26 protein-coding genes, 2 tRNA genes and 1 other annotated feature are annotated in these 26,216 nt (G+C 60.1%); of the genes, 19 read left to right on the plus strand and 9 right to left on the minus strand.

The window, feature by feature from the left end; translation table 11 throughout:
• The first annotated feature begins 205 nt into the window (after nt 1–205).
• Nucleotides 206–1,201 carry an NAD-dependent epimerase/dehydratase family protein gene (locus tag AB5Y51_RS08465; protein ID WP_324061754.1) on the plus strand — a complete coding sequence of 332 codons (996 nt, stop codon included), beginning with the start codon at nt 206–208 and terminating at the stop codon, nt 1,199–1,201.
• A gap of 71 nt (nt 1,202–1,272) precedes the next feature.
• Here the strand turns inward: AB5Y51_RS08465 and AB5Y51_RS08470 are convergent, their stop codons facing one another.
• The 4 genes from AB5Y51_RS08470 to cydD form a co-directional block, all read right to left on the minus strand.
• Complete coding sequence (locus tag AB5Y51_RS08470) at nt 1,273–1,659, minus strand: DUF488 domain-containing protein (RefSeq protein WP_039039351.1); 387 nt, start codon at nt 1,657–1,659, stop codon at nt 1,273–1,275.
• Between the two features lie 8 nt (nt 1,660–1,667).
• Nucleotides 1,668–2,039: an Rcs stress response system protein RcsF gene (gene rcsF, locus AB5Y51_RS08475; protein WP_010673578.1), complete on the minus strand. Its 372-nt coding sequence runs from the start codon at nt 2,037–2,039 to the stop codon at nt 1,668–1,670.
• A gap of 107 nt (nt 2,040–2,146) precedes the next feature.
• Entirely contained in the window at nt 2,147–3,892 is a 1,746-nt protein-coding gene (gene cydC / locus AB5Y51_RS08480) for a cysteine/glutathione ABC transporter ATP-binding protein/permease CydC (RefSeq protein ID WP_368178274.1), read from the minus strand.
• On the minus strand, nt 3,885–5,660 hold the full coding sequence (cydD, locus tag AB5Y51_RS08485) for a cysteine/glutathione ABC transporter permease/ATP-binding protein CydD (RefSeq protein WP_113977878.1): 1,776 nt from the start codon (nt 5,658–5,660) through the stop codon (nt 3,885–3,887). The genes cydC and cydD overlap by 8 nt, the downstream gene beginning before the upstream one ends.
• 201 nt (nt 5,661–5,861) lie before the next feature.
• Here cydD and AB5Y51_RS08490 point away from each other — a divergent pair.
• Together AB5Y51_RS08490 and AB5Y51_RS08495 are read left to right on the plus strand one after the other, a co-directional pair.
• A tRNA-Gly gene (locus AB5Y51_RS08490) sits at nt 5,862–5,935 on the plus strand.
• 94 nt (nt 5,936–6,029) lie between these two features.
• Nucleotides 6,030–6,104: transfer RNA gene (locus tag AB5Y51_RS08495), tRNA-Gly, on the plus strand.
• A gap of 147 nt (nt 6,105–6,251) precedes the next feature.
• Here AB5Y51_RS08495 and arcA read toward each other — a convergent pair.
• Entirely contained in the window at nt 6,252–6,971 is a 720-nt protein-coding gene (arcA, locus tag AB5Y51_RS08500; RefSeq protein ID WP_010673581.1) for a two-component system response regulator ArcA, read from the minus strand.
• A 385-nt stretch (nt 6,972–7,356) separates the two neighbouring features.
• On the opposite strand from arcA, the gene AB5Y51_RS08505 reads away from it, so the two are divergent.
• Nucleotides 7,357–7,755: a DUF3293 domain-containing protein gene (locus tag AB5Y51_RS08505; RefSeq protein ID WP_323882690.1), complete on the plus strand. Its 399-nt coding sequence runs from the start codon at nt 7,357–7,359 to the stop codon at nt 7,753–7,755.
• A 107-nt stretch (nt 7,756–7,862) separates the two neighbouring features.
• The gene (locus AB5Y51_RS08510) at nt 7,863–8,342 is read left to right on the plus strand and encodes a putative 4-hydroxy-4-methyl-2-oxoglutarate aldolase (RefSeq protein ID WP_048208766.1); all 480 of its coding nucleotides are present in this window, start codon (nt 7,863–7,865) and stop codon (nt 8,340–8,342) included.
• Nucleotides 8,343–8,345: 3 nt separating this feature from the next.
• Here the strand turns inward: AB5Y51_RS08510 and AB5Y51_RS08515 are convergent, their stop codons facing one another.
• Entirely contained in the window at nt 8,346–8,822 is a 477-nt protein-coding gene (locus AB5Y51_RS08515) for a hypothetical protein (RefSeq protein ID WP_323944126.1), read from the minus strand.
• A gap of 166 nt (nt 8,823–8,988) precedes the next feature.
• Between AB5Y51_RS08515 and AB5Y51_RS08520 the strand changes: the two genes are divergently transcribed.
• Entirely contained in the window at nt 8,989–9,378 is a 390-nt protein-coding gene (locus AB5Y51_RS08520; protein ID WP_368178275.1) for an META domain-containing protein, read from the plus strand.
• A 102-nt stretch (nt 9,379–9,480) separates the two neighbouring features.
• On the opposite strand, the gene aceK is transcribed toward AB5Y51_RS08520, so the two are convergent.
• Nucleotides 9,481–11,208 carry a bifunctional isocitrate dehydrogenase kinase/phosphatase gene (gene aceK / locus AB5Y51_RS08525; RefSeq protein ID WP_213320690.1) on the minus strand — a complete coding sequence of 576 codons (1,728 nt, stop codon included), beginning with the start codon at nt 11,206–11,208 and terminating at the stop codon, nt 9,481–9,483.
• A gap of 195 nt (nt 11,209–11,403) precedes the next feature.
• On the opposite strand from aceK, the gene AB5Y51_RS08530 reads away from it, so the two are divergent.
• The 5 genes from AB5Y51_RS08530 to AB5Y51_RS08550 all read left to right on the plus strand — a co-directional run bounded on the left by AB5Y51_RS08530 (nt 11,404) and on the right by AB5Y51_RS08550 (nt 17,619).
• Entirely contained in the window at nt 11,404–12,111 is a 708-nt protein-coding gene (locus AB5Y51_RS08530; RefSeq protein ID WP_368178276.1) for a tRNA/rRNA methyltransferase, read from the plus strand.
• A gap of 72 nt (nt 12,112–12,183) precedes the next feature.
• Nucleotides 12,184–12,314, plus strand: a sequence feature (Thr leader region).
• Between the two features lie 57 nt (nt 12,315–12,371).
• Nucleotides 12,372–14,831 (plus strand): bifunctional aspartate kinase/homoserine dehydrogenase I, encoded by a 2,460-nt coding sequence (thrA, locus tag AB5Y51_RS08535; RefSeq protein ID WP_042015804.1) that lies wholly within the window; start codon nt 12,372–12,374, stop codon nt 14,829–14,831.
• Nucleotide 14,832: 1 nt separating this feature from the next.
• The gene (gene thrB / locus AB5Y51_RS08540) at nt 14,833–15,825 is read left to right on the plus strand and encodes a homoserine kinase (RefSeq protein ID WP_029314022.1); all 993 of its coding nucleotides are present in this window, start codon (nt 14,833–14,835) and stop codon (nt 15,823–15,825) included.
• Nucleotides 15,822–17,096: a threonine synthase gene (gene thrC, locus AB5Y51_RS08545; RefSeq protein WP_049636630.1), complete on the plus strand. Its 1,275-nt coding sequence runs from the start codon at nt 15,822–15,824 to the stop codon at nt 17,094–17,096. Before thrB ends, thrC begins: the two co-directional genes overlap by 4 nt.
• A 124-nt stretch (nt 17,097–17,220) precedes the next feature.
• Nucleotides 17,221–17,619, plus strand: coding sequence for a DUF4440 domain-containing protein (locus AB5Y51_RS08550; RefSeq protein ID WP_368178277.1), 399 nt, complete (start codon nt 17,221–17,223; stop codon nt 17,617–17,619).
• Between the two features lie 260 nt (nt 17,620–17,879).
• Here AB5Y51_RS08550 and AB5Y51_RS08555 read toward each other — a convergent pair whose 3' ends face one another.
• Nucleotides 17,880–19,604: an RNA-directed DNA polymerase gene (locus AB5Y51_RS08555; protein ID WP_368178278.1), complete on the minus strand. Its 1,725-nt coding sequence runs from the start codon at nt 19,602–19,604 to the stop codon at nt 17,880–17,882.
• Complete coding sequence (locus tag AB5Y51_RS08560; RefSeq protein ID WP_254231619.1) at nt 19,604–20,545, minus strand: hypothetical protein; 942 nt, start codon at nt 20,543–20,545, stop codon at nt 19,604–19,606. Before AB5Y51_RS08560 ends, AB5Y51_RS08555 begins: the two co-directional genes overlap by 1 nt.
• A 397-nt stretch (nt 20,546–20,942) precedes the next feature.
• Between AB5Y51_RS08560 and AB5Y51_RS08565 the strand changes: the two genes are divergently transcribed.
• The 8 genes from AB5Y51_RS08565 to AB5Y51_RS08600 all read left to right on the plus strand — a co-directional run bounded on the left by AB5Y51_RS08565 (nt 20,943) and on the right by AB5Y51_RS08600 (nt 26,189).
• Nucleotides 20,943–21,323, plus strand: coding sequence for a hypothetical protein (locus tag AB5Y51_RS08565; protein ID WP_368178279.1), 381 nt, complete (start codon nt 20,943–20,945; stop codon nt 21,321–21,323).
• Between the two features lie 63 nt (nt 21,324–21,386).
• A complete protein-coding gene (locus AB5Y51_RS08570; RefSeq protein WP_368178280.1) occupies nt 21,387–21,677 on the plus strand; it encodes a hypothetical protein in 291 nt (96 codons plus the stop codon).
• Nucleotides 21,678–21,681: 4 nt separating this feature from the next.
• Nucleotides 21,682–21,945, plus strand: coding sequence for a DUF2282 domain-containing protein (locus AB5Y51_RS08575; RefSeq protein ID WP_010673595.1), 264 nt, complete (start codon nt 21,682–21,684; stop codon nt 21,943–21,945).
• A 59-nt stretch (nt 21,946–22,004) separates the two neighbouring features.
• Entirely contained in the window at nt 22,005–22,847 is an 843-nt protein-coding gene (locus AB5Y51_RS08580; protein ID WP_223930619.1) for a DUF692 domain-containing protein, read from the plus strand.
• Nucleotides 22,848–22,961: 114 nt separating this feature from the next.
• Nucleotides 22,962–23,714 (plus strand): putative DNA-binding domain-containing protein, encoded by a 753-nt coding sequence (locus AB5Y51_RS08585; protein ID WP_368178281.1) that lies wholly within the window; start codon nt 22,962–22,964, stop codon nt 23,712–23,714.
• Complete coding sequence (locus AB5Y51_RS08590; protein ID WP_368178282.1) at nt 23,711–24,166, plus strand: DoxX family protein; 456 nt, start codon at nt 23,711–23,713, stop codon at nt 24,164–24,166. The genes AB5Y51_RS08585 and AB5Y51_RS08590 overlap by 4 nt, the downstream gene beginning before the upstream one ends.
• A 60-nt stretch (nt 24,167–24,226) precedes the next feature.
• Nucleotides 24,227–24,691: a GNAT family N-acetyltransferase gene (locus AB5Y51_RS08595; protein WP_151028717.1), complete on the plus strand. Its 465-nt coding sequence runs from the start codon at nt 24,227–24,229 to the stop codon at nt 24,689–24,691.
• Between the two features lie 202 nt (nt 24,692–24,893).
• Nucleotides 24,894–26,189 (plus strand): PAS domain-containing methyl-accepting chemotaxis protein, encoded by a 1,296-nt coding sequence (locus AB5Y51_RS08600; RefSeq protein WP_324050269.1) that lies wholly within the window; start codon nt 24,894–24,896, stop codon nt 26,187–26,189.
• Nucleotides 26,190–26,216: the final 27 nt, after the last annotated feature.

Genomic DNA, 26,216 nt, shown 5'->3' on the forward strand with positions numbered 1-26,216 from the left:
CTGTGTCCTGGTGCCAACTTGCGTAGGGTGGGGCGGCAAAAGGGGTGGCGGGGGAGCGGACAAGGAATCTGCTGCCCGCACCATGACGATATGCCTGGCGGCATCAGGGCGTGCCTGGGACGTGTGCTCACCATGCCAGGCCATGGCCGTTTCGGCTGCCCGTGGAGGGGCTGCAAGGAGAGGGCGCCATAGAGGAGAGACAGGGATGAAATTGTTGATTATCGGCGGCACCGGCTTTCTGGGTCGCCACCTGACCACGCTGGCCCTGGATTGGGGGCACGAGGTGACGCTGTTCAATCGCGGCCACCGCCAGCACCCGGATTGGCGGGAGCTGACCCAGCTTCACGGGGACAGAGACGGGGACCTGGCCCCCTTGCGGGGCGAGGGGCGGCACTGGGATCTGGTCATCGACACCTGCTGCTATCGCCCCGAGCAGGCCGAAGGACTCTCTGACGCTCTGCTGGGGCGCTGTGATCGGCTCATCTTCATCTCCACCATCAGTGTCTATCGCGATTTTTCCCAACCCGGCATGGATGAGTCGGCCCCCTTGCACGAGATGGCAGGAGCGCTCACCGACTACGGCCCCCTCAAGGTGCTGTGCGAGTCGGTGTATCGCGCCCGCTGGGGAGATCGCCTGTGCACCCTGCGCCCCGGCGTGCTCTGCGGCCCCTTTGACCCGACCGCTCGTCTTGCCTGGTGGGTGAGGCGGGTGCAGCGGGGCGGGCACTGGCTCTTGCCGGGGCTGGGGGAGGACAGGTTGCAATACCTGGATGTGCGCGACTGCGCCGAGTTCGTGCTGCGGGCTGCCGAGCAGCGACTCGCTGGGTGCTTCAACCTGATCAAGCCCGGCATCGCACTGAACGACTGGGTGGAGCGCCTCGCTGCCCGGCTGACGCCAGTGACCCCCTTGCAGCTCGAGTGGGCTCCCTGGCGTGACCTGATGGCGGCAGGGGTGGCGCCCTGGCAAAGCTATCCCACACTGCTGCCAAACGAGCTGCCCGAGTATGCTGGGTATGGCACCATCAGCGCCGAGGCCGCCATCGTCCATGGGCTGAACTTTCGCCCCCTGGAGGAGACGGTTGACGATCTGGTGGTATGGCTTGCCAGCAACCCCCGGGGGCCGCTGCCGGGCATGACCCCTGATGAGGAACAGGCCCTGCGACGACGAGTGGAGGTTTCCTTGTCATCGAATGCGTACTAGCCGACATCATAAAGAAGAGGGCACCCCGGGGTGCCCTCTTCTCATGTGGGGTGTTCATCCATGACGGGCGCTCAGCGCAGCAATGCACCCGCGTCGGCCAGCAGGGTCCTCAGCACACTGCGATGACAGCGGGACTCCTGTTCGCAGTAGCATCCCACCGAGAAATGGGTGGTGTGGGAGAGGGCGGCCAGCAGGGCCAGATCGTGCTTCGCGGCCGGGGCGGCCATCTCGGCCTTGTACTGTTTGCAGAAGGCGGTCCACCGGGCCGGGGTGTCGGCAGTCTGACCGAGTTTCATGGTCTCGGCGCTGGGGGCCAGATTGGGGAACCAGACGTCGTACCAATCCTGGCTGGCGAACGCCGCTTTGGGCACGCCGCGAGGGGGGCGACGCACGGTACCGATGCGAAGCCCCTCATCCTCGAGGCGGGGGCTGCCGAGTCGCACGATGGCGATCGCCATGGCAGGACTTACTTCTCTTCGGCCACTTTCAGCGCCTGCCCGTAGCAGATCACCTGTTTCAGGCAGCCGGGCACGTCGCTGAACTCGGCGCACTTGTCGAAGCTGACGCCGTTGCCCCCCATGTCCGCCACGCGGCGGCGGGCCAGGGTGCGGGCTTCACCGGCATTGGGCACCGCCTGATTGGCATCGCTCTGGCAGGATTCCCCCTCGACGGTGCCGAGATAGAGGTAGTTGAGGTCGGCGAGCTCGCTCTGCTCGTAGATCCGCACGCTCCCCGGCTTGAAGTACTCGTCGAAGTTTTCCTTGTCCAGATTGCTGTTGAAGGCGAAGTCGGCGCAACCGGAGGCAATCAGGGGCATCATCAGGATCAGGCGTTTCATATCGGCATCTTGTTGGGTGGCGAGTGGGCCATTATAGGGGGCAGTCGCCGATGGCGACCAGCCCCATTTTTAGCCATATCAATGGATTGTAGCGAGACGACCCCGGATCAAGCGGGGGCCAGTCGTCGGTGCAGGCTACGGTAGTGATCATCTTCCAGCAGCTCCTGGTGGGGGGCACACAGACGGATGCGACCCTCTTCCATCAGGGCTACCCTGTCCATCCGTTCCAGCCCCAGCAGGCGGTGGGAGATGAGCAGCAGGGTGCGATCCGCCCCCAGGGTCAGCAGCAGATCCATGATCTCCCGTTCGGTCTGGGTATCGAGCCCTTCGGTGGGCTCGTCCAGCAGCCAGAGCGGTGCATCGTGGAGCAGGGCGCGGGCGATGCCGATGCGGCGGCGCTCCCCGCCGGAGAGCGGACGCCCGCCATCCCCGAGCCAGGCATCCAGCCCCTGTTCTGCCTGCTCACCCTCATCGCGCAGCAGAGTCCTGAGCCCCACCTGGGTGAGCACCTCGATGAGCCGTTCGTCGCTGGCTCCGGGGGCGGCCAGGGTGAGGTTGCCACGCAGGGTATCGGCAAACAGGTGGACCCGCTGGCTCACCACGGAGCAGGAGGCGCGCAGCGCCTCTTCGCTGTAATCGGTGAGGGGCTTGCCATCGAGCAGGATCTCCCCCGATAGGGCCGTCCACTCCCGGGTCAGCAACCCCATCAGGGTGGACTTGCCACAGCCGGTCTGCCCCAGCAGCGCCAGCTTCTCTCCGGCATGCAGTTGCAGGGTGCACCCTTGCAGCACGGGTGTATCCTGGCCTGGATAGGTGAAATGCAGGTCGCTTATCTGCACGGCACCCCGGGCAGCGGGGGCTTGCTGTGCTCCCCACTCCGGCGCCTTGGCCTCTTGCAGGATCTCGTTGAGACGGCGGGCGGAGGTGAGGCTGGTGGAGAGGTGCTGGAAGGCACCGGCCAGCGGCAGCAGCGCCTCGAAGCTCGCCAGGGTAGCGAACACCATGAGTGCCGTGATGGGGTCAGGGGCACTGCCACCGACGCCGTGACCGGCCAGCCAGAGCATCAGGGTCAGAGTCCAGCCGCTCAGCAACTGCACCGAGAAGGCGGCCAGGCCGCTGACGCGGGCCATGCGGGCCTGGGCCCGGATCAGGGCCTGCTCCGCCTGCTGCAATCCGGTGAGCGCCTCGGGAGCGGCGGCGAACATCTGCAGTTCGGCTTGGCCGTCCAGATAGTCCACCATGCGGGTACGCAGGTTGGACTTCTCGGCGATGAGCTGGCGGCCCGGCGCGCGCCCGGCAAAATAGAAGACCAGGGGCAAGGCCAGCATGCCAAAGAGCAGAATGGCTCCCAGCGTCAGCGCCAGGCGACCATCGAAGAAGGAGAGGAAGAAGACTAGCCCGGCGCAGCTCAGCAGCGCCGCCCCAATGGGGGTGATGAGGCGCAGATAGACGTGATCCATGGCATCGATGTCGGCCACCAGACGGTTGAGCAGGTCAGCCTGGCGAAAACCGGCAAGGGAGCCGGGGGAGAGAGGGGAGAGCTTTTGCCAGAACCAGACCCGCAGCCGGGTCAGCACCCGGAAGGTGGCGTCGTGGCTCACGACCCGTTCGCCCCAGCGACTGGCGGTGCGCACGATGGAGAAGAAACGCACGCCCCCCGCAGGGGTCATGTAGTTGAAGGTGTCTCGGGTGGCGACCGCCAGCCCGGCGACGGCGGCGGCGGAGAGGAACCAGCCGGAGAGGGAGAGCAGGCCCATGCCGGCCACCAGGGTGACCAGGGCCAGTAGCAGGCCGATGGAGAGGCTGAGCCAGTGCTGGCGATAAAGGCGCAGGAACGGCAATAGATCAGTCATCGAGAGAGTCTCCGAAACCTTGGGATTGCGACAGGAGGCGGGCGAAGGGGCCCTGGGCCTCGCCGAGTGCGGCAAAACGTCCCTGCTCCACCAGCTTGCCGTGCGCCAGCACCAGGATGTTGTCCATCTGGCTGAGCTGATCGAGGCGGTGGGTGATCATCAGCAGGGTCTGACCTTGTGCGGCTTGTTCGAGGGCGCTCATGACGGCCCGCTCAGAATGGCGATCCAGGCTGGCAGTGGGTTCATCCAGCACCATCATCTGGGTCGTCTTGAGCAGGGTGCGGGCAAGGGCGATGCGCTGGGCCTGGCCGACGGAGAGCCCGCCCGCCTGATCCCCGACCCGATAGTCCAGCCCTTTCTCATTGACGAACTCCCAGGCCTGGGCGCGCTTGAGCGCGGCTTCCAGCTCGGCGTCGCTGGCGGATGGTCTGGCCAGCAGCAGGTTGTCCCGCAGGGAGCTGTGGAAGAGTTGGGGATTCTGGGAGAGCCAGCCTAGCTGCTGGCGCCACTGGCTGATGTCCAGGGTACGAAGCTCCACTCCGTTGACGCACAGGGAACCGCGATAGGGGGCAAAACCGAGCAGGGCATTGACCAGGGAGCTCTTGCCCGCGCCGCTGATGCCGACCAGGGCGGTGCGCGTGCCGGCTTCCAGCGTGAAATCGAGGGGACCGACCAGCACCTTGCCCTCGGCGCTCAGCACTTCCAGGCTGCGGGCTTCTACCTTGACGGGGCCATCCGCATGGAAGGAGAGCGTCCCGGAGGCGGGTTCGCTCACGTCGGCCTCGAGAAATTCCAGCAGTTGTTCGGCTGCGCCAATGGCCTGTGCCTTGGCGTGATAGTGGGCACCGAGTTCCCGCAGCGGCGCGTAGAACTCGGGGGCGAGGAAGAGCACGAACAGGCCGGTAAAGAGGGTGACCTTGACGCCATAGCTGCCAAAGTTGAGGTGATCGATGTAGGAGAAACCGAAGTAGACGGCCACCAGGGCCACCGCGATGGCGGCGAAGAACTCCAGCACGGCCGTGCTCAGGAAGGCGAGGCGCAGCACCTCCATGGTGCGCTCGCGAAAATCTTCCGATGCATCGCGGATGGCCTCCCCTTCCGCCCGGGTGCGCATGAAAAGCTGCAGGGTGCGCAGCCCCTTGAGGCGATCGAGGAAGTGGCCTGAGAGGCGCGCCAGCGACTGGAAGTTGCGGCGGTTGGCATCGGCGGCGCCCACCCCTACCAGGATCATGAAGAGAGGAATGAGCGGGGCCGTGCCGAGAAGAATGAGGCCCGCCGCCCAGTTGACCGGGAACACGGAGACCAGGATCACCAGGGGAATAAAGACGGCGATGGCCATCTGGGGCAGATAGCGGGAGAAGAAGTCCTGCATCTCTTCGATCTGCTCGAGCAGCAGGCTGGCCCAGCTACCGGCGGGGCGACGCTGGATATAGGCGGGGCCGAGCCTGGCGAGGCGGGTGAGCACCAGCTCGCGGATGGCCTGGCGCACCGCACTGCCCGCCTTGAAACTCGCCACCTCGCGGCCATAGGCCAGGGCCGCCTTGGTCAGGGTCACCAGCAACAGACTGATGAAGAGGGGGGCGGAGTGCTCCGGCGTGGAGCCTTCGATGATGAAACCGTGCAGCAGGGTCGCCAGCAACCAGGCCTGCATCACCATCAGGACGCCCTGACCCAGCCCGAAGGCGATGGAGATGCCGATCCAGCGCCGACCATGGCCCGATTGTTTGCGCAACCAGCCATAGAGATGTTTCTGTCTGTTCTTGTCCATTACCACCCTCCTCAAACGAGTGGCGCAAGACTATCGTCGCCCCCACGGCTTGGCAACCTTGCAGAACCGGGCGGATGAACATCATTGTGTGAAAAATCGGCTTCATGCTCATTAGTTGGCCGAACAGCTTGATTTATGGCAAAAAATGCGAAGTCGGTGATTGCGCTCGGCGGCAAAATGCATATAGTAGAGGCCACTGACGCGGGTGTAGTTCAATGGTAGAACGGTAGCTTCCCAAGCTGCATACGTGGGTTCGATTCCCATCACCCGCTCCACATTCCAGATAGCGGCACGCGCCGTTGTCCATATCGGCCAGATGGCTGTCTGTCGTGGGGATTCCCCATCACACCGAGCACGTTTTGATGCCTAGCGGGCATCGTATAATGGCTATTACCTCAGCCTTCCAAGCTGATGATGCGGGTTCGATTCCCGCTGCCCGCTCCAGTCTTCACACAAAAAGCCCACTCCTGTGAGTGGGCTTTTTGTTGTCTGTTTTTTGATGCCGGCGAGAGTGCCAAAGCGCCCAAGCTGAAAGGCGCAGACATGGAAAAGGCGCCACAGGGCGCCTTTTCAACTCGGGAGTGGGGAGGATTACTCCTGCTCCAGCTCGCCGCAGAAGCGATAGCCTTCGCCATGGATGGTGGCGATGATCTCCGGGGTGTCGCCCACGCTCTCGAAGTGCTTGCGAATACGGCGGATGGTCACGTCCACGGTGCGGTCGTGAGGCTTGAGTTCGCGGCCCGTCATCTTCTTGAGCAGCTCGGCACGGGTCTGGATCTGGCCCGGGTTCTCGCAGAAATGCAGCATGGCGCGGAACTCGGAGCGGGGCAGCTTGAACATGTCGCCAGCCGGGCTGACCAGGGCGCGGCTGTTGATGTCCAAAGCCCAGCCATTGAACAGATAACGTTCCACCAGCTTCTTCTCTTCGCCACCGGCGGCCACGTTCATGGTGCGGCTCAGCAGGTTGCGGGCACGGATGGTCAGTTCACGGGGATTGAACGGCTTGGTGATGTAGTCATCTGCACCGATCTCCAGCCCCAGGATCTTGTCCACTTCGTTGTCGCGACCGGTCAGGAACATCAGGGCGATGTTGTCATCTTCACGCAGCTCGCGCGCCAGCAGCAGGCCGTTCTTGCCCGGCAGGTTGATGTCCATGATCACCAGGTTGATGGTGTGGCTGGTCAGGGCCTGGTGCATCTCGTCACCGTTGTTGGCTTCCAGCACGATGTAGCCTTCGGCTTCGAAGATGCTCTTGAGGGTGTTGCGGGTGACCAGCTCGTCTTCGACGATCAGAATATGTGGTGTTTGCATGAGTATTCCCAGATTCTTATCAGTTAATTATCGAAATTTTAACACTCTTTGGCGTTATCCGACCGGTCCTGAAAATTTATTACGTCATCCTGGGTATGAATATCAGGTCGAATCATCGCGAATTTGGTAACTATGTCGGCAAGCATCCCTGTGCCGTACATGGGCTCTCAACAAGTCTGAACAAGAGAAGCCCGGAGAGGTAGTCCATTACAAAAGTTGCTGCATTTTATCAGTTAACAGGCGCATAACAACACTCTTTGCCGTCAGATAGCAACTTTTTAACTCAGCTTTGATATAAGTCAATCCCCGAGTTCGCTGCATCATACTTGGGCTGACCCGCTTTTTCGCCCTTAATAAATGTAATGGGATGTAACATGTGGTTGACATGACTTTGTGGGAAAACTACAGAAAAGTGTGCTTCATCGCCCCCTTTGCGCCTCCCAGCTGCCCAGCCTATGCCATTGTCACGGCCTGGAACCCGGCCAGCCGGTGGGTGGGGCTGCGCCGCAATGCCCGTCGCCAGCGAGCCCTTGTCCGGCAAGTGGGCGACTGTCCCGTCATGGGAGAGGTCTGGGGGAGCGATGAGGATGAGCGCTGGCAGGAGGCGTCGTTGTTGTTGCCGCTTTCGCAGCCAGAGGCGATCCGGCTGGCCGCCCGATTTGGCCAGAATGCCCTCTATTGGGTGCGTGAAGGGGAGCTCTGGCTGGTGCCCGTGTTGCTGGAAGGGCCGCCCTGTCATCTGGGGGCGCTTGCGTCCCGCTGGCGGTTCAGGCCTTTGGGCTGACATGGCCCCCCGCCATCCGCACAGGGCACCCGGCCGGTGGATTGTCAGCGCCCTGACATGATGAAAGAATGAGCGGACACATTTCACTCCATGGAAGGATGATGATCATGCTGGACCTGCTGCCCGACCTTTGCGATGAACATGGCGACGCCCTTAGGATCGCTGACCCCCTGTTTCAGGACTATGGCGGCAAGGCGCTGTTTTACGGCGAGGCCGTGACCCTCTCCTGCTTTGAAGACAACAGCCTGGTGCGTGATCTGGTCAATCGTCCCGGCCATGGCAAGGTGATGGTGATCGACGGGGGCGGCTCCCTGCGTCGGGCGCTGCTCGGGGATCAGCTGGCCATCAAGGCGGTGGAGCAGGGGTGGGAGGGGATCCTCATCAATGGTGCCGTGCGGGATGTGGGGACGCTGGCGACCCTGGCGCTGGGGGTCAAGGCCCTGGCCCCCTGCCCGGTCAAGACCGAAAAACGGGGCCTGGGCACGCTGGACACCGTGGTCTCTTTTGCCGGTGTGACCATAGCGCCCGGCGACTATGTCTACGCCGACCTCAACGGTGTGCTGGTGAGTGGCGCCAGGCTCCTCTGAACCTCAGAAGTTGAAGCCCACGCCCAGAGTGAGAAAGTGTTCCGTGCTGAAGGCACTGAGTCCGTAGTTGGCGGTCAGCGCGAGCTGGGGCGTCAGCAGCAGGCTGCTGTTGAGCTCAACCAAGGTGCTGGCCTTGCTCACCTCCAGTTGCTTGAGCTGGCTGCCGATGTTGAGTGACTGGGAGAGGCGATAGCGCACCCCAGAGCTGATATTGAACCCGGCCTGCCCGCTCTGGGGACCGATGGCGGGGCCGGCCTCCATGTAGAGGCTGATGTCATCCTGAAGCGGGTATTGGTAGCCGGTATTGATGAGCCAGAGGTCGAAGTTGTCGCCAAGATGGCTCTGGTTGCCGAGCAGTACGCCGGAATAGCTTTTGACGTAGAGCGGGTTGTCCGATTCGGTCTGGAGAAAACTCCAGTCGGCGGCCTGAGCCGAAAAGACGAGGCTGGATGCCATGGCGATGACGAGAGACTTGACCATTCGTTTCCCCTCCCTGGGTCCGAACAGGACTACAAGCATGGCACATGCCAGCGGGGAGTAAAGGGAACCCCGATCACAATAAAAGAGTTTTGATTGACGCCGCAGTCATGGTACACAGGCCCCTCACTCCGTGTCGTTACGACACGCTCCATCACGAGGTGAACTGATGAACAACAAACTGATCCTGCTGGCCGCTCTGGCCCTGGGAGGCTGCGCCATGACTACGGGTTCCACGCTGGCACAATTGCAGGCATCGACCTGGCAACTGCAAGGGGCGAGCGGTGATACCTTCACCCTGCAGGTCGCCGGTGACAAGGTGGCGGGCAAGGGCGGCTGCAACCGCTACTTTGGCGACATCACAGAGCAGGGTGACGGCGTGTTGACGCTGGGCGCCATGGGTTCGACGCGCATGATGTGTGCGGGGGATCTGGCCGGCAAGGAGATGAACTACCTGCAGACCCTGGAGAAGGTGGCGAGCTTCCAGATCAGCGGCAAACAGCTGGTACTCAAGGATGCCGACAAGGCCACCTTGCTGACCTTTGACGCCGTGAAATAAGCCGGAATCTCGTCAAAGGCTGTCGCAGGCGACCCCTGCGCCGGCGTGCATAAAAATGTGAAAAGGGACGCGATGGCGTCCCTTTTTGTGCCTGATGCCGGGTCATCCCCCTCGCTGGAAGCGAAACCGCTTCTTGCGCCGGTAGGGATAGACATCCTCGAACATCCCCTCCTTGATGTTGCTCTGCAGCATCTTCCAGTAGTTGGCATCGAAGAGCTCCTTGTGCAACTGCATCATGATCTCCCGCACCTGGGGTTTTTGCAGCAGGAAGGTGGCGAACTCCTCCGGGAAGATGTCGTTGGGGGCCACCGAATACCAGGGTTCGGCGCTCCACTCGTCCTCCGGGTAGCGCGGCGGCGGGATCTGGCGGAAGTTGCACTCCGTCATGTAGCAGATCTCGTCGTAGTCATAGAAGACCACCCGGCCGTGGCGAGTCACCCCGAAGTTCTTGAACAGCATGTCGCCGGGGAAGATGTTGGCCGCCGCGAGCTGGCGGATGGCGTTGCCGTACTCCTCCAGGGCGAGGCGGGTCTGCTGTTCGTCCGCCTGATCCAGATAGAGGTTCAGGGGGATCATCTTGCGCTCGGTGTAGAGGTGTTTGATCACCAGCTTGTCGGCGGTGAGGGTAAGCGCAGAGGGCGCCACCGCCTTGAGCTCGGTCAACAGCTCCAGCGAGATGCGATCGAGGGGAAACTCGAAGTTGGTGAACTCCTGGGTATCTGCCATGCGGCCCACTCTATCGTGTTGTTTTACCAGCCGGTATTTCTCCTTCACCTGCTCGTGGCTCACCTCCTTGGGCGGGGTGAACTCGTCTTTTATCACCTTGAACACCACATCGTAGGAGGGGAGGGTGAACACGCTCATCACCATCCCCTTGATGCCGGGCGCGATGACGAACTGCTCCCGGCTCTGGGCTAGGTGCTGCTGGTAGTGACGATAGAGCTCGGTCTTGCCGTGTTTCTGGCAGCCGATGGCGTTGTAGATTTCATAGTCCGGCTTGCGGGGCATGATCTGGCGAAGGAAGGCCACAAAGAGCGCCGGCACCGGGGCATAGACCATGAAGTAGGCGCGGGCGAAGCCGAACACGATGGAAGCAAGCTCCGGCTCGAAGATGACGGTGTCCACATAGATGCTCTGACCGGTGCTGAGCAGGGGCAGGATGAAGGGATAGACTTCTCCCTTCACCCGGATGAGCCCCACCAGATAGGCTCCCTTGTTGCGATAGAACACTTCCCTGAGCAGCTCGATGGCGAAGGGCTCCTCGTGCAGGATGGCCGGGCCGCTCTCTGCCAGATGGCGGTGGATGTCCATGATGTCCCGCTGCTTGTCTTCGAAAGGGAGGGTGAAGCTGTAATCCCCGAGCAACTGGCTCAGGGTCTGGGGCAGGTGGGAGAGATCGGTGCGATAGATACGCAGCAAGGATCCCAGGTCAGGCTTGTCACCCCGGCTCACGAAGGGGTGGATATAAAGGTTCTCGTCGCGGATGTTGCGATGGCGAAAGATGCGGCGATAGACGGAATTGAAGAAGGACTCCGCCACCTCGAAGTTCTCGCAGCGGGGCAGGAGATCGCTGAAGGCGCCTTTCACCTGCTTGAGCAGGGCCTGGGTCGGCAGCTGCTCCCCCATCATCTGTTTGATCTGCGCCGTGGTGGCGCCGACATGGTGATCATAGAGGCGGATGCGCTCTCGACCGGCGAGCTGCACCCCCAGCCAGTCGCTGTTCTCGAAACGGCTCTTGCTGCCCTGGGTTATCTCGAGAAAGCGGCTGTAAAACGACTCAAAACGTTGCAGGATCGTCTCGGCGACCGCCTGCTCCAATGGCTGCTGCATCTCTCTCTTCCTTGTGATCTGTCGGGCCCATGGCGTCAGTGCCCTGAGGCGGCGGACTCGCGTCCAAGGCCACTATGGCAACATCCAAACATCTGTTCAAGTGGCAATATTTCGGGATAAACGGTAGATTGCGCCCCTGTTTTGCCGACGGTTCGCCGCAGTTCGCGGCGTCGGCCCCATCCTGGAGAGAACCCGATGAAACTCTATTTTGTGCTGGTGTCGCCCGCCCGTGCCGCCAACGTGGGGGCTGCTGCCCGCGCCATGAAGACCATGGGCTTCGATGCCATGCGACTGGTGGGGAGCCGGGTGCACGAAGAGGAGGAGGCGAGCTGGGTTGCCCACGGGGCGCAGGAGATCCTGACGGACGCGCAAGCCTTCGACACCCTGGAAGAGGCCCTGGCGGACATGGATCTGGTGGTCGCCACCACCGCCCGGCAGCGCGGCCGCTACCAGCACTACCTCACCCCGGCGGACATTCGCGACCAGATCCGGGCCAAGCCCTCCCTCGAGAAGGTGGCCATCGTGTTTGGCTGCGAGGAGTCCGGACTCTCCAACGAACAGCTTGCCCAGGTGGATCTCATCAGCTACCTGCCTCTCAAGGTCTCATACCCGTCCCTGAACCTGGGTCAGGCGATCATGCTGTATGCCTATGAGCTGAGTCCGCTGCTCGATGACCAGAAAGTGAGCGACGAGCAGGACGTAGCAGAAAATTTCGAGAGTGCCGGGCAGGTTCGCGTGCTGAAATCAAAAACAGCAGAATTGCTTGGTGAACTCGGAGTTTTGCAGGATGAAAAACTGCATCAATGGGTGATGGACCGAGTGCCCATGCTGCCGCAGCGGGATCTCAATATGCTCCATCTGCTCTGCAAAGACCTTGCCCGCAAGTTTGGCAAGGAGGTTTAGGTTGACAGCCCCTCGCCGGGCGCGGTATTGCTAACAACCAGATTCGTTCAAGAGTGTTCGTCATGCAGCTATTCACCAACATCATCACCACCACCATTATTACCGGTACCACCACAGGTGGCACTGGGGCCGGTTGATGCGCTGACGAACAAGCACAGAAATCAGAAAAAGGCCCGTACCCACCCAGTACGGGCCTTTTTTGTTGGATTGTTTTTAGACCTATTAGCAGATCAATTTGCAGGGAATACAGGGAGATAGCGATGAGAGTGTTGAAATTTGGCGGGTCGTCACTGGCCGACGCAGAGCGTTTCTTGCGGGTTGCCGATATCGCGGTGAATACCCACGGCCAATCCCAGGTGGCCCTGGTGCTGTCGGCACCGGCCAAGGTGACCAATCACCTGGTCGCCCTGGTGGAACAGACCAGTCGCGGCATGGATGCAAGCAGTACCCTGTTCGAGATCAACGGCATCTTCTCCCGCCTGCTGGCCGGCTTGAAGGCCGCCTATCCCGCGCTGGATGACAAGGCGCTGCAGGCTCGTTTGACCAGTGAACTGGATCAGGTCGAGCGGCTGATGCAGGGTATCCGTTTGCTGGGGCTGTGCCCGGACAACGTCCAGGCCCGCATCCTGAGCCGTGGCGAGAACCTCTCCATCGCCTTCATGCACGAGCTCTTGCGGGTGCGCGGCCTCGAGCTGGATCTCATCGTGCCCGAGCAGTTGCTGGTCACCGATGGCGGCTACCTCGAAGCCCATGTGGACATCGAAGCCTCCCGGGTGCGCTTCGCCGCCAAGGGCCTGCGCTCTGACTGTCTCTACCTGATGCCGGGCTTCACCGGTGGCAGCGACAAGGGCGAGACCGTGCTGCTGGGCCGCAACGGCTCCGACTATTCCGCAGCCGTCTTGGCCGCCTGTGTCGATGCCGAGTGCTGCGAGATCTGGACCGACGTGGAGGGCTGCTACAACTGCGACCCGCGCCTGGTACCGGATGCCTACCTGCTCAAAACCCTCTCCTATAAAGAGGCGATGGAGCTCTCCTACTTCGGTGCCAAGGTGCTGCACCCGAAGACCATCGCCCCCGTGGCCCAGTTCCACATCCCCTGCCTCATCAAGAACAGCTTCAACCCTCAGGGTCCGGGTACCCTCATCGGGGTCGATCAGGGGGATGACGATCTGAAGGTGAAGGCCATCTCGGATCTCTCCGGCATGTGCATGTTCAACGTCTCCGGTCCCGGCATGAAGGGCATGGTGGGCATGGCCGGTCGCATCTTCTCCGCCGTCTCCCGCGCCGGGGTCAGCATCGTGCTGATCACCCAGTCGTCCTCCGAGTACAGCGTCAGCTTCTGTATCCACAGCTACGACAGCGACAAGACCCGCAAGGTGCTGGAGCGCGAGTTCGAGCTGGAGTTCAAGAACCAGTTGCTGGACCCGCTCGAGATCATGACCGATCTGGCCATCATCTCCCTCATCGGTGACGGCATGCGCACCTCCAAGGGGATGGCGGCGCGCTTCTTCACCTCCCTGGCCCAGGCCTCCATCAACATCGTCGCCATCGCACAAGGGTCGAGCGAGCGCTCCATCTCCGCGGTCGTGCGCTCCGGCAAGGTGGCGGAAGCCATCAAGGCGTGCCACCAGAACTTCTTTGGCAGCCAGCAGTTCATCGATCTCTTCGTGGTCGGGGTGGGTGGCGTCGGTGCAGCCCTGGTGGATCAGATTGCCCGCCAGCAGCCGGTACTGGCCGAGCAGGGCACCGGTCTGCGGGTAGTGGGTATTGCCAACAGCCGCCAGATGGCGGTCAACAAGGATGGCCTGGTCCTCGCCAACTGGCGTGAACAGCTGGTGGAAGCCCAGGGCAGCTTCAGCCTGGAGGCGGTGAAGAAGCTGGTGGAAGAGAGCCACCTTATCAACCCGGTGATCGTCGACTGCACCTCGAGCGAAGCCGTGGCCGTCCAGTACGCAGACTTCCTGGGGGCCGGCTTCCACGTGGTCACCCCGAACAAGAAGGCCAACACCGGGTCACTCGATTACTACAAGGCGCTGCGCCGCACCGCCCGCCAGACCCGTCGCAAGTTCCTGTACGAGACCAACGTGGGCGCGGGCCTGCCGGTCATCGAGAACCTGCAAAACCTCATCAAGGCCGGTGACAAGCTGCGCGCCTTCGACGGCATCCTGTCTGGGTCGCTCTCCTTCATCTTCGGCAAGCTGGATGAGGGGATGGCCTTCTCTGAGGCTACCCAGATCGCCCGCGGCAACGGCTTCACCGAGCCGGATCCCCGCGATGACCTGAACGGCATGGACGTGGCTCGCAAGCTCCTGATCCTGGCCCGCGAGGCCGGCATGGCGCTGGAGCTCTCCGATGTGGAGGTGGAGCAGGCACTGCCGCCGGGCTTTGACGTGAGCGGCGACGTGGAAGCCTTCATGGCCCGCCTGCCCGAGGCCGACGGCTGGTTCCGCGACCAGTTCGCGGCGGCCCAGCGTGAAGGCAAGGTGCTGCGTTACGTCGGCTCCATCGAGGGTGGCAAGTGCAAGGTGGCCATCAAGGCGGTGGGGGGCGACGAGCCCCTGTTCAAGGTAAAAGACGGGGAGAACGCGCTCGCCTTCTTCTCCACCTATTACCAGCCCATCCCCCTGGTACTGCGCGGCTATGGCGCAGGGACCGAAGTGACCGCCGCCGGTGTCTTCGCCGACGTGCTGCGCACCCAGAACTGGAAGCAGGAGCTGTAACATGAGTTCAGAGATGAACCCGAATGTAGAAATCGGCGGCAGCGTGGTGGCCTACGCCCCGGCCTCCAGCGCCAACCTGAGTGTGGGCTTTGACGTCCTGGGGGCGGCGCTCGCCCCCGTGGATGGCTCCCTGCTGGGTGACCGCGTCCAGGTCAAATCGGCAGAGGTGCCTTTCGCTCTCTCTTCCGTGGGCCGTTACGCCCACAAGTTGCCGGACGACCCGAAAAAGAACATCCTCCACGACTGCTGGGTCGCCTATGGCGAGGCGCTGGAGAAGCGCGGCCTGGGTCTCAAGCCGCTGGAAATGGTGCTGGAGAAGAACCTGCCGGTGGGCTCGGGCCTGGGATCGAGCGCCTGCAGCGTGGTGGCGGCGCTGGAAGGGCTCAACGCCTTCCACGGTGCGCCCCTGAATGAACACGACCTGCTGCTGCTGATGGGGGAGATGGAAGGGAAGATCTCCGGCTCCGTCCATTACGACAACGTGGCGCCCTGTTATCTGGGCGGCATGCAGCTGGTGCTGGAGGAGGGGGGCGTCATCAGCCAGGGCATCCCGGTGTTTGACGAGTGGTACTGGGTGGTCTGCTACCCGGGCACCGTGGTCTCCACCGCCGCCGCCCGCGCCATCCTGCCAGCCCAGTATCGCCGCCAGGACTGCCTCACCTATGGCCGCCGGCTTGCCGCCTTCGTGCATGCCAGCTACAGCCGCCAGGAAGGGCTGGCCGCCAGCGTCCTGAAAGACGTCATCGCCGAGCCTTATCGCGCGGCCCTGATTGAAGGTTTCAACGAGGTGCGGGCCCAGGGGGCCCAGAACGGGGCGCTCGCCACCGGCATCTCGGGGTCCGGTCCCACCGTGTTCGTGGTGATGAAGGATCTGGCCCAGGCCGAACGCATGAAAGAGTGGATGGAAGCGCACTTCGTGCGCAATGAAGATGGATTTGCCCGGGTCTGCAAACTGGACATGGCCGGGGCACGGGTAACAGGAAGCGAGCTATGAATCTTTACAACATCAAGGACAAGAGTGAACAGGTGAGCTTCGCCCAGGCGGTGCGTCAGGGTCTGGGCCGCGAGCAGGGGCTGTTCTTCCCAGAGACCCTGGAGCCGCTGGCCGACGTGGATGCCCTGCTGGATCTGCCGCTGGCCGAGCGCTCGGCCCGCATCCTGAGCCACCTGCTGGGTGACGAAGTACCGGCTGCCAAGGTGAGCGAGCTTATCGACGCCGCTTTCACCTTCCCGGCGCCTCTGGTGAAGCTCAAAGATGGCACCTATGCCCTCGAGCTGTTCCACGGCCCGACCCTGGCATTCAAGGATTTCGGCGGCCGCTTCATGGCCCAGTGTCTGGCTGCGTTCAGAACCAATGACAAGATCACCATCCTCACCGCCACCTCCGGCGACACCGGCGCCGCCGTGGCCCACGCCTTCTACGGCCTGGAGGGGATTGAAGTGGTGATCCTCTACCCCAAGGGCAAGATAAGCCCCTTGCAGGAGGCGCTCTTCTGCACCTTAGGGGGCAACATTCGCACCCTCGCCATCGACGGCGACTTTGATGCCTGCCAGGCGCTGGTCAAGGATGCCTTCGACGATGAAGGGCTCAAGACCGCCATCGGCCTCAACTCCGCCAACTCCATCAACATCAGCCGCCTGCTGGCCCAGGTTTGCTACTACTTCGAAGCCGTGGCCCAGTTGCCGAAAGCGGATCGCGCCAAGGCGGTCATCAGCGTGCCGTCCGGCAACTTCGGCAACCTCACTGCGGGTCTCATCGCCAAGGCGCTGGGGCTGCCGGTGAAGCGCTTTATCGCCGCCACCAACGCCAACGACACCGTGCCGCGCTACCTGAAAACCGGCCAGTGGGAGCCGCACCAGACGGTCGCGACCCTGTCGAACGCCATGGACGTGAGCCGCCCCAACAACTGGCCGCGCGTGGAAGAGCTGTGCCGTCGCAAGGGCTGGGCGCTGGAAACCTTGGGCTCAGGGATGCGCGACGATGCCCAGACCCGCGATGCGCTCAAACGCCTGCATCAGCTGGATTACCTGTGCGAGCCCCACGGGGCGATTGCCTGGGATCTGCTGAACGAGCAGCTTGGGCAAGACGAGGTCGGTGTATTCCTCTGCACCGCCCATCCGGCCAAGTTCAAGGAGTCGGTGGACGAGATCCTGAATCTGGATGTGCCGCTGCCGGGCCCGCTCGCCAAGCACGCCGCGCTGCCGCTCCTGTCCCACGATCTGCCCGCAGACTTTGGCCGCCTCAAGGCCTTCCTGCTCGGTTAAGCCGTCATGAGACGCTGACGATCCCCCGCTTTTTCACGAAAGCGGGGGATTTTTTTATGTCCGGTATTGATGTCCGGTATAGGGCGGGGAACCCGCCCTATACCCCTGAAACAAGGAGCACGGCATGAGCCCGCATCCCCTTCGTACCCTGATCGAGACCTGTGACGCCGCCATCTCCCGGCGCGACTTCGACGCCCTGATGACCTTCTACGCCGAAGACGCCGCCCTGGTGGTCAAACCCGGCATGGTGGTGCGCGGCATTCCCGCCATCCGCCGCGCCTTCACTGCCATCTCCGATTACTTTGACGGTCAGCTTGAGGTGAACCAGGGGGCCATGGAGGTGATCGAGGGGGCAGACAATGCCCTGGTGATCATGGAGACCCGGCTGCGCTACCCGGGCGGGGAGGGGTGGATCGACGAGACCCGGCGCGCTACCTATGTGTTTCGCAAAGAGCCAGGCGGGCAGTGGCGTTGCACCATAGATAACTCCTATGGGACGACATTGCTTGATGTAATCCTATAAGTGGCAGACCGCTGCTGGGTAAGCCGGACAAACATCTGGATCACGCTTCTCGCCAACTGCTCACTCAGGTGCTGGCCGACTACCTGGGCACCTTGCTGCTGGTTTCCCACGATCCTGACTTTGTGGCCGGGGTGGGAATTGAAAGGGAGTATTGGTTGGAGGGGGATTAAATCGTGAGCCAGCCAAGTAATGGCTGGCTCAGAAAGGGGAGTGTCCCAGATTGTTCTTGTAAGTGGCGGTCCGGTGGAGTGAATACAAGCTCACCCACTTTTGGAGCTTTGTACTTGATTCAATATATCGATAGCAAGATCTTCATTTCGATCAAAGCAAGACAAGATAATATCCCTATGTCGACAATTTCCTACGCCATGCAATGATGCCAGCTCTTTGATATATCTATCGGTAGACTCCATTAACTTTTCCATGTCAAAACCCTTTGAGAATTTCCTCAGCTCATTTGGTATTGTGTCAATGTAATATTCAATCCCATTTATATCCAATATCGCTAGAGATTGCTCTATTACTTTTTGGTTTGAGTCCGTTAAACGTTTTTCATCAATTAATACTGGCGCCGAATCAATAGCTAATAACTGAGCTACAGCCTGTGTTGTATTAGAACCTAATTTTAATATCTCAGTTACATCCCTAGTTATTAAACATTGAATTGATATTGTGATTTGCTGGAATTCGTCAAGTTTAGATAATTTTTCAAATAATTGCTGTAATTCTTCTTGATTAAGAAGGATCAATAACCTACCGGAAATGAATCGTAGTTTTGGTATGTATCTTTTTTTCTCATAGTTATTAGCGGTTAACATGAGGGTGATATATTTGCTTGCTGTTTTCAGCATTTCATGCTTACAAGATAAAGCTTGAGAAATAAGGCTCTGGATAGATATTTTTCTAATGGCTTTTGAAGACCAGTGATACTTCTTAATCCAATCAGATAGTTTTTGGAGGGATGATGATTCTTTCATTACAGCAGAGTAATCTAGAACAGGGATTCGTATACTGTTCGCCTTAAATGCTTCAGATAAAATTTCTATTTTATCTGGATTAGAAAAAATAAATCTCTTTATATTCGCTATTAGCTTTATCCAGTCGAGGCTGATTGAGTTGTTGAAGTCGTGTTCTCCTTCTAACCACTCGCTATTAACAACAGAAAAATCCTTTTGACCATCATGTAAATCAAGCCCTAAGTTATCAAACATTTTTTCAAGCTGGCCTCTCCAACTTTTCAGCTCGGGTGGAGATCCTACGAAGATAACATCATCAACATATCTACAATAGCGGCCATTTGTGAGTTCATGCATTTTAGAGTCAATATCGTCAAGAAGAAGGTTTGCTATGACGTGACTGAACATGGGGCCTGTTAATATGCTATGACCGGAAGAATTTTTTGAATTTAACTCGAAATGATTTTCTAATATTTTATTTCCCAGTTGGACGTATCTAGGTTGCAGAGCAGATTTATGACACTTTTCGTTCCAAACGCGTAACGCATCTTCACATTTAATACTGGGATAAAATTTTTTTATGTCAGTGTAAAGGACAGAGCTATTTTCATTTTCCCAACATAAATTTGCTATGAATTTATGCCGTTCTTTGATGCCATCGAAGTATGAAGAAAACAATCCAGTGAAATCATTTTCATCAGCATATCTATAGCTGAAGACATATGGTTTAGGGTGGAACTCTTTATATTTTGATAGATTATATATGAGTAATGCTTCACTTAATGTTTCGATTGGTGTTGGTAGATATACATCTCTATAAATGTATTTCTTATCAATGCAATCCTTGTAATGATAGCTTTGAAGATAACCGTACTCTGATCTTTCTAATACTAATTTACAGCAAACCTCTTCAATCCAATAATCATTTTTAGCACTAGAGTTATTTAGGTAATACCTTAACCCTAAGTAAGCATAAATATCTCTTCGCCGATATTGATTTAGCGCTTTTAGCGCAATCACCGATGTCATTAAATGTTCCTAGGTAAATCAAAGCGATATACGGAAAGATGCACTTGAAATTTGCCATCAATCAAAGACTGCTTGCATTCGACTGTAGAGTTAAGTTGCTCGGTTTTTTTCTGATGGGGAAGCAAGGCACTAAATTTTGAGGAGAACCAAGCCGTTAGTTTTGAGAAAAGGGTACCTGCATTATTCGTTTGTGGTTCAATCCAAATAACCGCGCTGTTATTATCGGTGCTATGTCTGAAAATCTCTTCAAATTTGGTGTTGGCTGTTTTCCATCGACTGCTATCGCTCGTTAAAAAGCCACTAAAATTACAAAGTATCAGCATTCTGTTTTGGCAATTAATACTGTTTATTGTCATCGCTCTAATTAATTCAGTCGTGCTCATGCTATCAAGAACATTCCAGCTCAGTAGTGATTTATTAACAATTGTAATTGCTTGCTTTGATAAAACAGGTGCAATAAATTCTAATTGCTCCTTGAAATAATTAAGAGCGCACAATGAAATTTCTCCAGCAACAATCACCACTTCTAGTGGATGTCTTGGAATGACATTTTTCTCGCGTAATTCTGCTAATGTGCAAAGGATTGAAATTGCAGCAGCACCACTGCCACTTGGTATGTCTGCCAAAAGAACTCTATTACCAGCAAATAGTGTTGCATAAGCATTTGATATTTCAGTGAGCTCTTGCTTTGGATCAAGCATAGATAGAATAACTCTTGCACAAGACCCATTATAACGCCAGGCTAGATGCTTATCCGTGTCTTCCTTAGAAATCCCTCCGACAAAACCTTTCTCCGCTGGTGTTTTTGCAAGATCTTCTAAATTGTTATTAATTAAAAGTTGTTTCCAAGAACTTACCAAGTTATCAGGTAATCTCATTTCAGAACTATTGGAACACCAGACAGAATCCGGCAAACTTTCGTTGCTAATTAGCCTATCCATTTTTTAACCTTATTATCTTCAACGTTCACCTGCAAAATCGAGTGTTTCCGACCCCAACCCAAGCTACCGCCCCTGGATTACAGCTTCCAATGCGCTCCATCGACCAGCGGGCGGGGCCCGGATGGTGCAGTAGGCGCCGAATGGCCAGCATATCCTCAAGCCTCATACGCAAACCAGTCAAAAGTTGACGCAACCGCAAGGAAGCGCTGGATTTTTGCGCCAGCTCAACAATTGAAGTGAAGGCGCCGGGTGGCCGGAGGGAGGGGGTTGTCGAGGAGTAAGGGGCATTTTGTTGTCACGGGGCAGGGGGACTATAGTGCAGCGAGGCAAGGGTGCCTCGTTTGGCCCGCGTGAGTGGGGGCTAACCACAATGGATAGAATGATGGGAGTGTGACATATGAAGCGGATCCTGATGGTGTTGAGTCTGTGTGTGACGGTCATGGGCATGGGAATGGGGGTAGCCCAGAGCGCGACCTCTGGCGCGCAGCAAGAGTGCGAGGCCCAGGCGGCGGTGAAGAAGCTGGCGGGCGCCGCCAAGACCAGCTTTGTGGGCAAGTGTGTCAAGGATGCCTCCGCCAGTGCCAAGGCGAGTCAGTGTGAAAAGGCGGCCGCCGACAAGAAGCTGGCTGGCGCGGCCAAGAACAGCTTCGTGCAAAAGTGCCTGAAGACGGACGCTGCCACCGACAAGGCGGCTCAGTGCGAGAAGGCGGCGGCGGACAAGAAGCTTGCCGGGGCGGCCAAAAACAGCTTCGTGCAAAAGTGTGTCAAGACCACCTGAGCCTGGGGCCAGGGGTGAGCGAGCGCCTTGGGAAGGGGCTCGCCTAAGGGATAGAGAGGGGCCATGGGCCCCTCTCTTGTTGTTATGCCGGTGTGGTGCCCAAGCAAGATGGACGTTATCCCGGCACCCCCGGCAGGGGCGGCGCAAGGCCCCTTGGTGAGTGATGATTACGCCGATCCGCCTCTTTTTTTGATTAAATTTATATTCATTAAAAAACAATTACTTGCTGGTTTTCTGTTGGCTTTATTTCAGGTTTTTTCAATTTTTGGGAAATCTTTTCCCCCCTCGTCCGGTTCTATTGAACGTAGCCGGATGAGATGCGCCGGAGACATCACTCTCGACAACAAGGAATAGAGACATGAACGTGAAAAAAAGTACTGCCATCGCCTCTGCCATGACGGGTCTGCTGGCCCTGGGTGCCCAGTTCATCGCCGCGCCGGCCATGGCTGCGGATGACAAGGAGAAGTGCTACGGCGTGGTCAAGGCGGGCAAGAACGACTGCGCCACCAAGGGCGGATCCTGCGCCGGCACCGCCAAGATGGATGCCCAGGGGGATGCCTTCGTGGTGGTGCCCAAGGGGCTGTGCGAGAAGCTCGCTGGCGGGTCCCTGCAACCCAAGTAAGCCGCATGCCATGGTGTGGCGCCCGCCACATCATGGCCCTATCTATTGAGAGCCCAGCCATGAACCCCTTGATCGGTATCGGTTTACGCCCCCCGCACTACGACGAGATCCGCCACACCCTGCCCGGAGTGGGCTGGCTTGAGGTACACAGCGAAAACTACTTCGAGCGCCACAGCCAGGGCTTCGAGGTGCTGGGGGAGCTTGCGAGGCACTACCCCGTGAGCCTTCACGGAGTCGGCATGTCGCTGGGCTCCGCCGATCCGCTCGATGCCGGGCACCTGCGCCAGCTGGCAGCCCTGGTGGCGGCCATCTCGCCGGTGCGGGTGTCGGAGCACCTGAGCTGGGGCAGCATCGGCGGGCGCTATTTCAACGATCTGCTGCCCATGCCCTACACCCGGGCCGCTCTTTTGCACATGAGCGACAAGATAGATCGGGTGCAGCAGACACTGGGCAGACAACTGCTCATCGAGAATCCCTCCTCCTACCTGCAACTGGCGGGGGAGATGGGGGAGGCCGAGTTTCTGGCCGAGCTGGCTGGGCGCAGCGGTTGCGGCGTCCTGCTCGATCTCAACAACCTCCATGTGAGCGCGGTCAATCACGGCCTGGAGGTGGACGACTATCTGGCGACTATCGACCTCGACACGGTCGGCGAAATTCACCTGGCCGGTTTTACCGAGAAGCACCTGCCCCAGGGGCCCCTCTATATCGACACCCACAGCACCCCCGTGGCCGAGCCCGTCTGGGCGCTCTACGAGCAGGTCTGCCAGCAGCGCGCCATCCCCACCCTGATTGAATGGGATTTGGCGATCCCCCCGCTGCCGGTGCTGCTGGGAGAGGCGCAGCGTGCCAGCGAGATCCTGAGCGCGGCACAGCAAACATCCAGGGAGGCCGCCCATGTCTGAGCTTGTTTCCCCGCAAGGTACTTTTGCGAGCGGGCTGCTCGGGGAGGCCACTTATGTCTGAGCTTGTTTCCCCGCAAGGTACTTTTGTGAGCGGGCTGCTCGGGGAGGCCGCCCATGTGTGAGCTTGCTTCCCTGCAACGCGCTTTTGCGAGCGGTCTGCTCGGCCAGGATGATGCCATCCTCGGGCACATCCAGCCGGGGCGCTTTGCCCCCGATGCCCTGTTGCAGATCTATCGCAACAACTTCATCCTCGGCCTCACCGAGGTGCTCGCCAGCAGCTACCCCGCGGTACGCGCCATGGTTGGCGAGACCTTCTTTGAGGCGGCGGCACGAGGGTTCGTGCTGGCGGCACCTCTGGAGGAGGGGAGCGTCATGGACTACGGGGAGGGCTTTGGCGACTGGCTGGCACGCTTGCCCACCACAGCTGCGTTGCCCTGGCTCGGGGATCTGGCCCGCTTCGAGTGGGGGCTGGAGCGGGTCTCGCTGCTTGCGCCAGAGACGCGGCGCTGGCCCGCCGAGCGGCTTGCCGCCATGACCCCTGACCACTGGGAGCGGCTGGTGCTGCATCCTGCCTGCGATCTGCAACTCCTGGAGAGCCCCCATCCGGTGCTGGCGCTCTGGCAGATGGCCCTGCACGGCGGTGAGACGGTCAGGGAACTGGATGCTGTCTGCTCCCTGGCATTCAAGAAACACCCCGGACACCGGGTCGACCCCATTCCCCTGGATGCCGCCGCCTGGCGTCTGCTGCAAGGCTGCCTGCAGGGCAGGCCGCTGGCCAGCCTGCTGGCTCAGGATCCCGCCATGGCCGAACACCTGGCCCCCCTCATCACCCTCGACCTGCTGGTCGATCTGGAGCTTGCCCCATGACAACGCAAACCCTTGCCAGGCCCCTTGGCCCCCTTGTTGAACGCATCTTGCCCTGGTGCAGCGGTGGCCTGTTGCTGCTTGCCAGGCTCTGGGTCGCCACCATTTTTCTGCGATCCGGCTGGCTCAAGTTCACGGCCTGGGACAGCACCCTCTATCTGTTCGAGTTCGAATATCAGGTGCCCCTGCTGCCCTGGCAGTGGGCGGCCTATGCGGGCACGGCGACCGAGCTGTTGCTGCCCCTCTTCCTGCTGGCGGGCCTCTTCACCCGTCCGGTCGCCTTGCTGCTGTTTGGCTTCAACGCCATGGCGGTCATCTCCTACCCGGCCCTCTGGGCGGGAGGCTTTCACGATCACCAGTTGTGGGGCTGGATGCTGCTGACCCTGGCCGTGTGGGGGGCGGGCCCCCTGGGGCTGGACAGATGGCGCCTTGCCCGTCGCTCGCCTCCGGCGTAAGGTGGCCGCACACGAGCCCTGCCTGACTGAGGGGTGGGAAAGGAATGCAAAGGAGAAGAGATGAAGGTACGCGAGGCCCTGGCGGCCGATATTCCCGCCCTGACGACACTGCGCATGGCGCTCTTTTGCGAGGTGGGGGAACTTGCCCGGCCCGATGAGGATCCGGTCCTCAGGGAGGCGACGCAGGCCTACTTCATGCAGGCGCAGGAAGAGGGCAGCGCCCGTAGCTGGGTGGTGGAAGAGGAGGGCGAGGTGGTGGCGTGCGCCACCCTGGCACTCTTCGTGCGCCCGCCCTACCCGGGCAATCTGGCGGGGCGGGAAGGGTACCTGCTCAACATCTACACCCGGCCGGCCTGGCGCAGACGGGGAATGGCGAATGCCCTGCTGGTGGCCATGGTGGCGTATGCCCGCGAGCAGCAACTGGGCAAGCTGTGGCTCCATGCCAGCAGTGATGGGCGCGCGATCTACGAACGGTTCGGCTTTGCCGGCAATCCCGCCTGCCTCGAGTGCGTACCTGGCCGTTAGCCTCCTCTTTTTCTGCACCGGGTTGATCCTCTTTCACAAGGGCTGCGTACTGGGAGCCCTTGGCGGCATCGCCGCTTTTCTATACACTGCGCGCCCCATTCGTTTCAGTCGTCCGACCACTTATGTCGGCGCTGGCGGTGCCGATACCCTCTGTGGGTGAGGCCGTGGTGCCCATGGGGATGGTCAACGAGGAAGAAGTGTCATGTTCAATCAGAAGCTCAAAGCGCAGTTGCAGGCATGCCAGACCCGGCTCGACGAGGAGCAGGGCATCATAGAGGCGATCAAGGCGGGTGCCGCCACCGTCATCTTCAGCCCGGAGGGGATCATCCAGGAGGCGAGCCCCCCTTTCCTGGCCCTGATGGGATATGGTGCCGCCGAACTGATTGGGCAGCCCCACAGCCAGCTCTGTCCAAGGGCCTGGGGGGAGTCCGGTGACTATCGCCAGTTCTGGCGCCGCCTGGCCCAGGGGGAGGTGCAGTCAGGCACCTTCGAGCGCGTGAACCGGCAGGGGGAGACGCGCTGGCTGGAGGCGACCTATTTCCCGGTGAAGCACCAGGGCCGGGTGACCCGGGTACTCAAGATGGCCAGCGACGTCACCGAACAGCACCTGCGGTTGGAGCGACTCGAGGGGCTCACCGAGGCGCTGGACCGCTCCCGGGCCATGATCGAGTTCACCCCGAACGGCGACATCCTCCATGCCAATGCCAACTTCCTGAGCGTCATGGGTTACACCCTGGGGGAGATCGCGGGCAGGCACCACAGGCTCTTCTGTGACGAGGCCTTTCTGCGCGAGCAGCCCCGTTTCTGGGAGGAGCTGGCCCGGGGCCAGTTCAAATCCGGCCTCTTCATGCGCCACAACAGCCGGGGGCAGGCCGTCTGGCTGGAGGCGACCTACAATCCCATCCGGGATGGCAGCGGCAAGGTGGTGCGGGTGGTGAAGTTCGCCAGCGACATCACCGCGCGCATCGAGCAGAACCACGCCACCCGGGAGGCCGCCCGCCTGGCCCACAGCACCGCCCAGGAGACCCTGCACAGCGCAGAGGAGGGGGCGGGCTTGCTGCGCGCCGTGGTGCAGACCTCTTCCCTCATCGCCTCCCAGGTGGATGAGGCCATCGCCCTCATCGGCCAGCTCAACGAGCAGTCCAGAAGCATCGAGGCCATCGTCTCGACCATCAGCGCCATCGCCGATCAGACCAATCTGCTGGCCCTGAACGCCGCCATCGAGGCGGCGCGGGCGGGGGAGCAGGGGCGCGGGTTTGCGGTGGTGGCGGACGAGGTGCGCCAGCTGGCCGCCCGCACGTCGCTCTCTACCGACGAGATCGCCAAGGTGGTGCAGAAGAACCGCGAGCTGACCGCCAGGGTGACCGACGACATGGCCGGGGTGGCGGGCAGCGCCGAACTCGGCAAGCAGCAGATCGCCGGCGTGGACAAGCTGATGAGCGAGATCCACCAGGAGGCGGACAGGGTCTCCCAGACGGTGTCGGCCCTCTCCATCTGAGGGGCTGACCGCAAGATTGCCAACAGA

Source organism: Aeromonas sp. R7-1 (assembly GCF_040908115.1).
GTDB lineage: Bacteria > Pseudomonadota > Gammaproteobacteria > Enterobacterales > Aeromonadaceae > Aeromonas > Aeromonas caviae.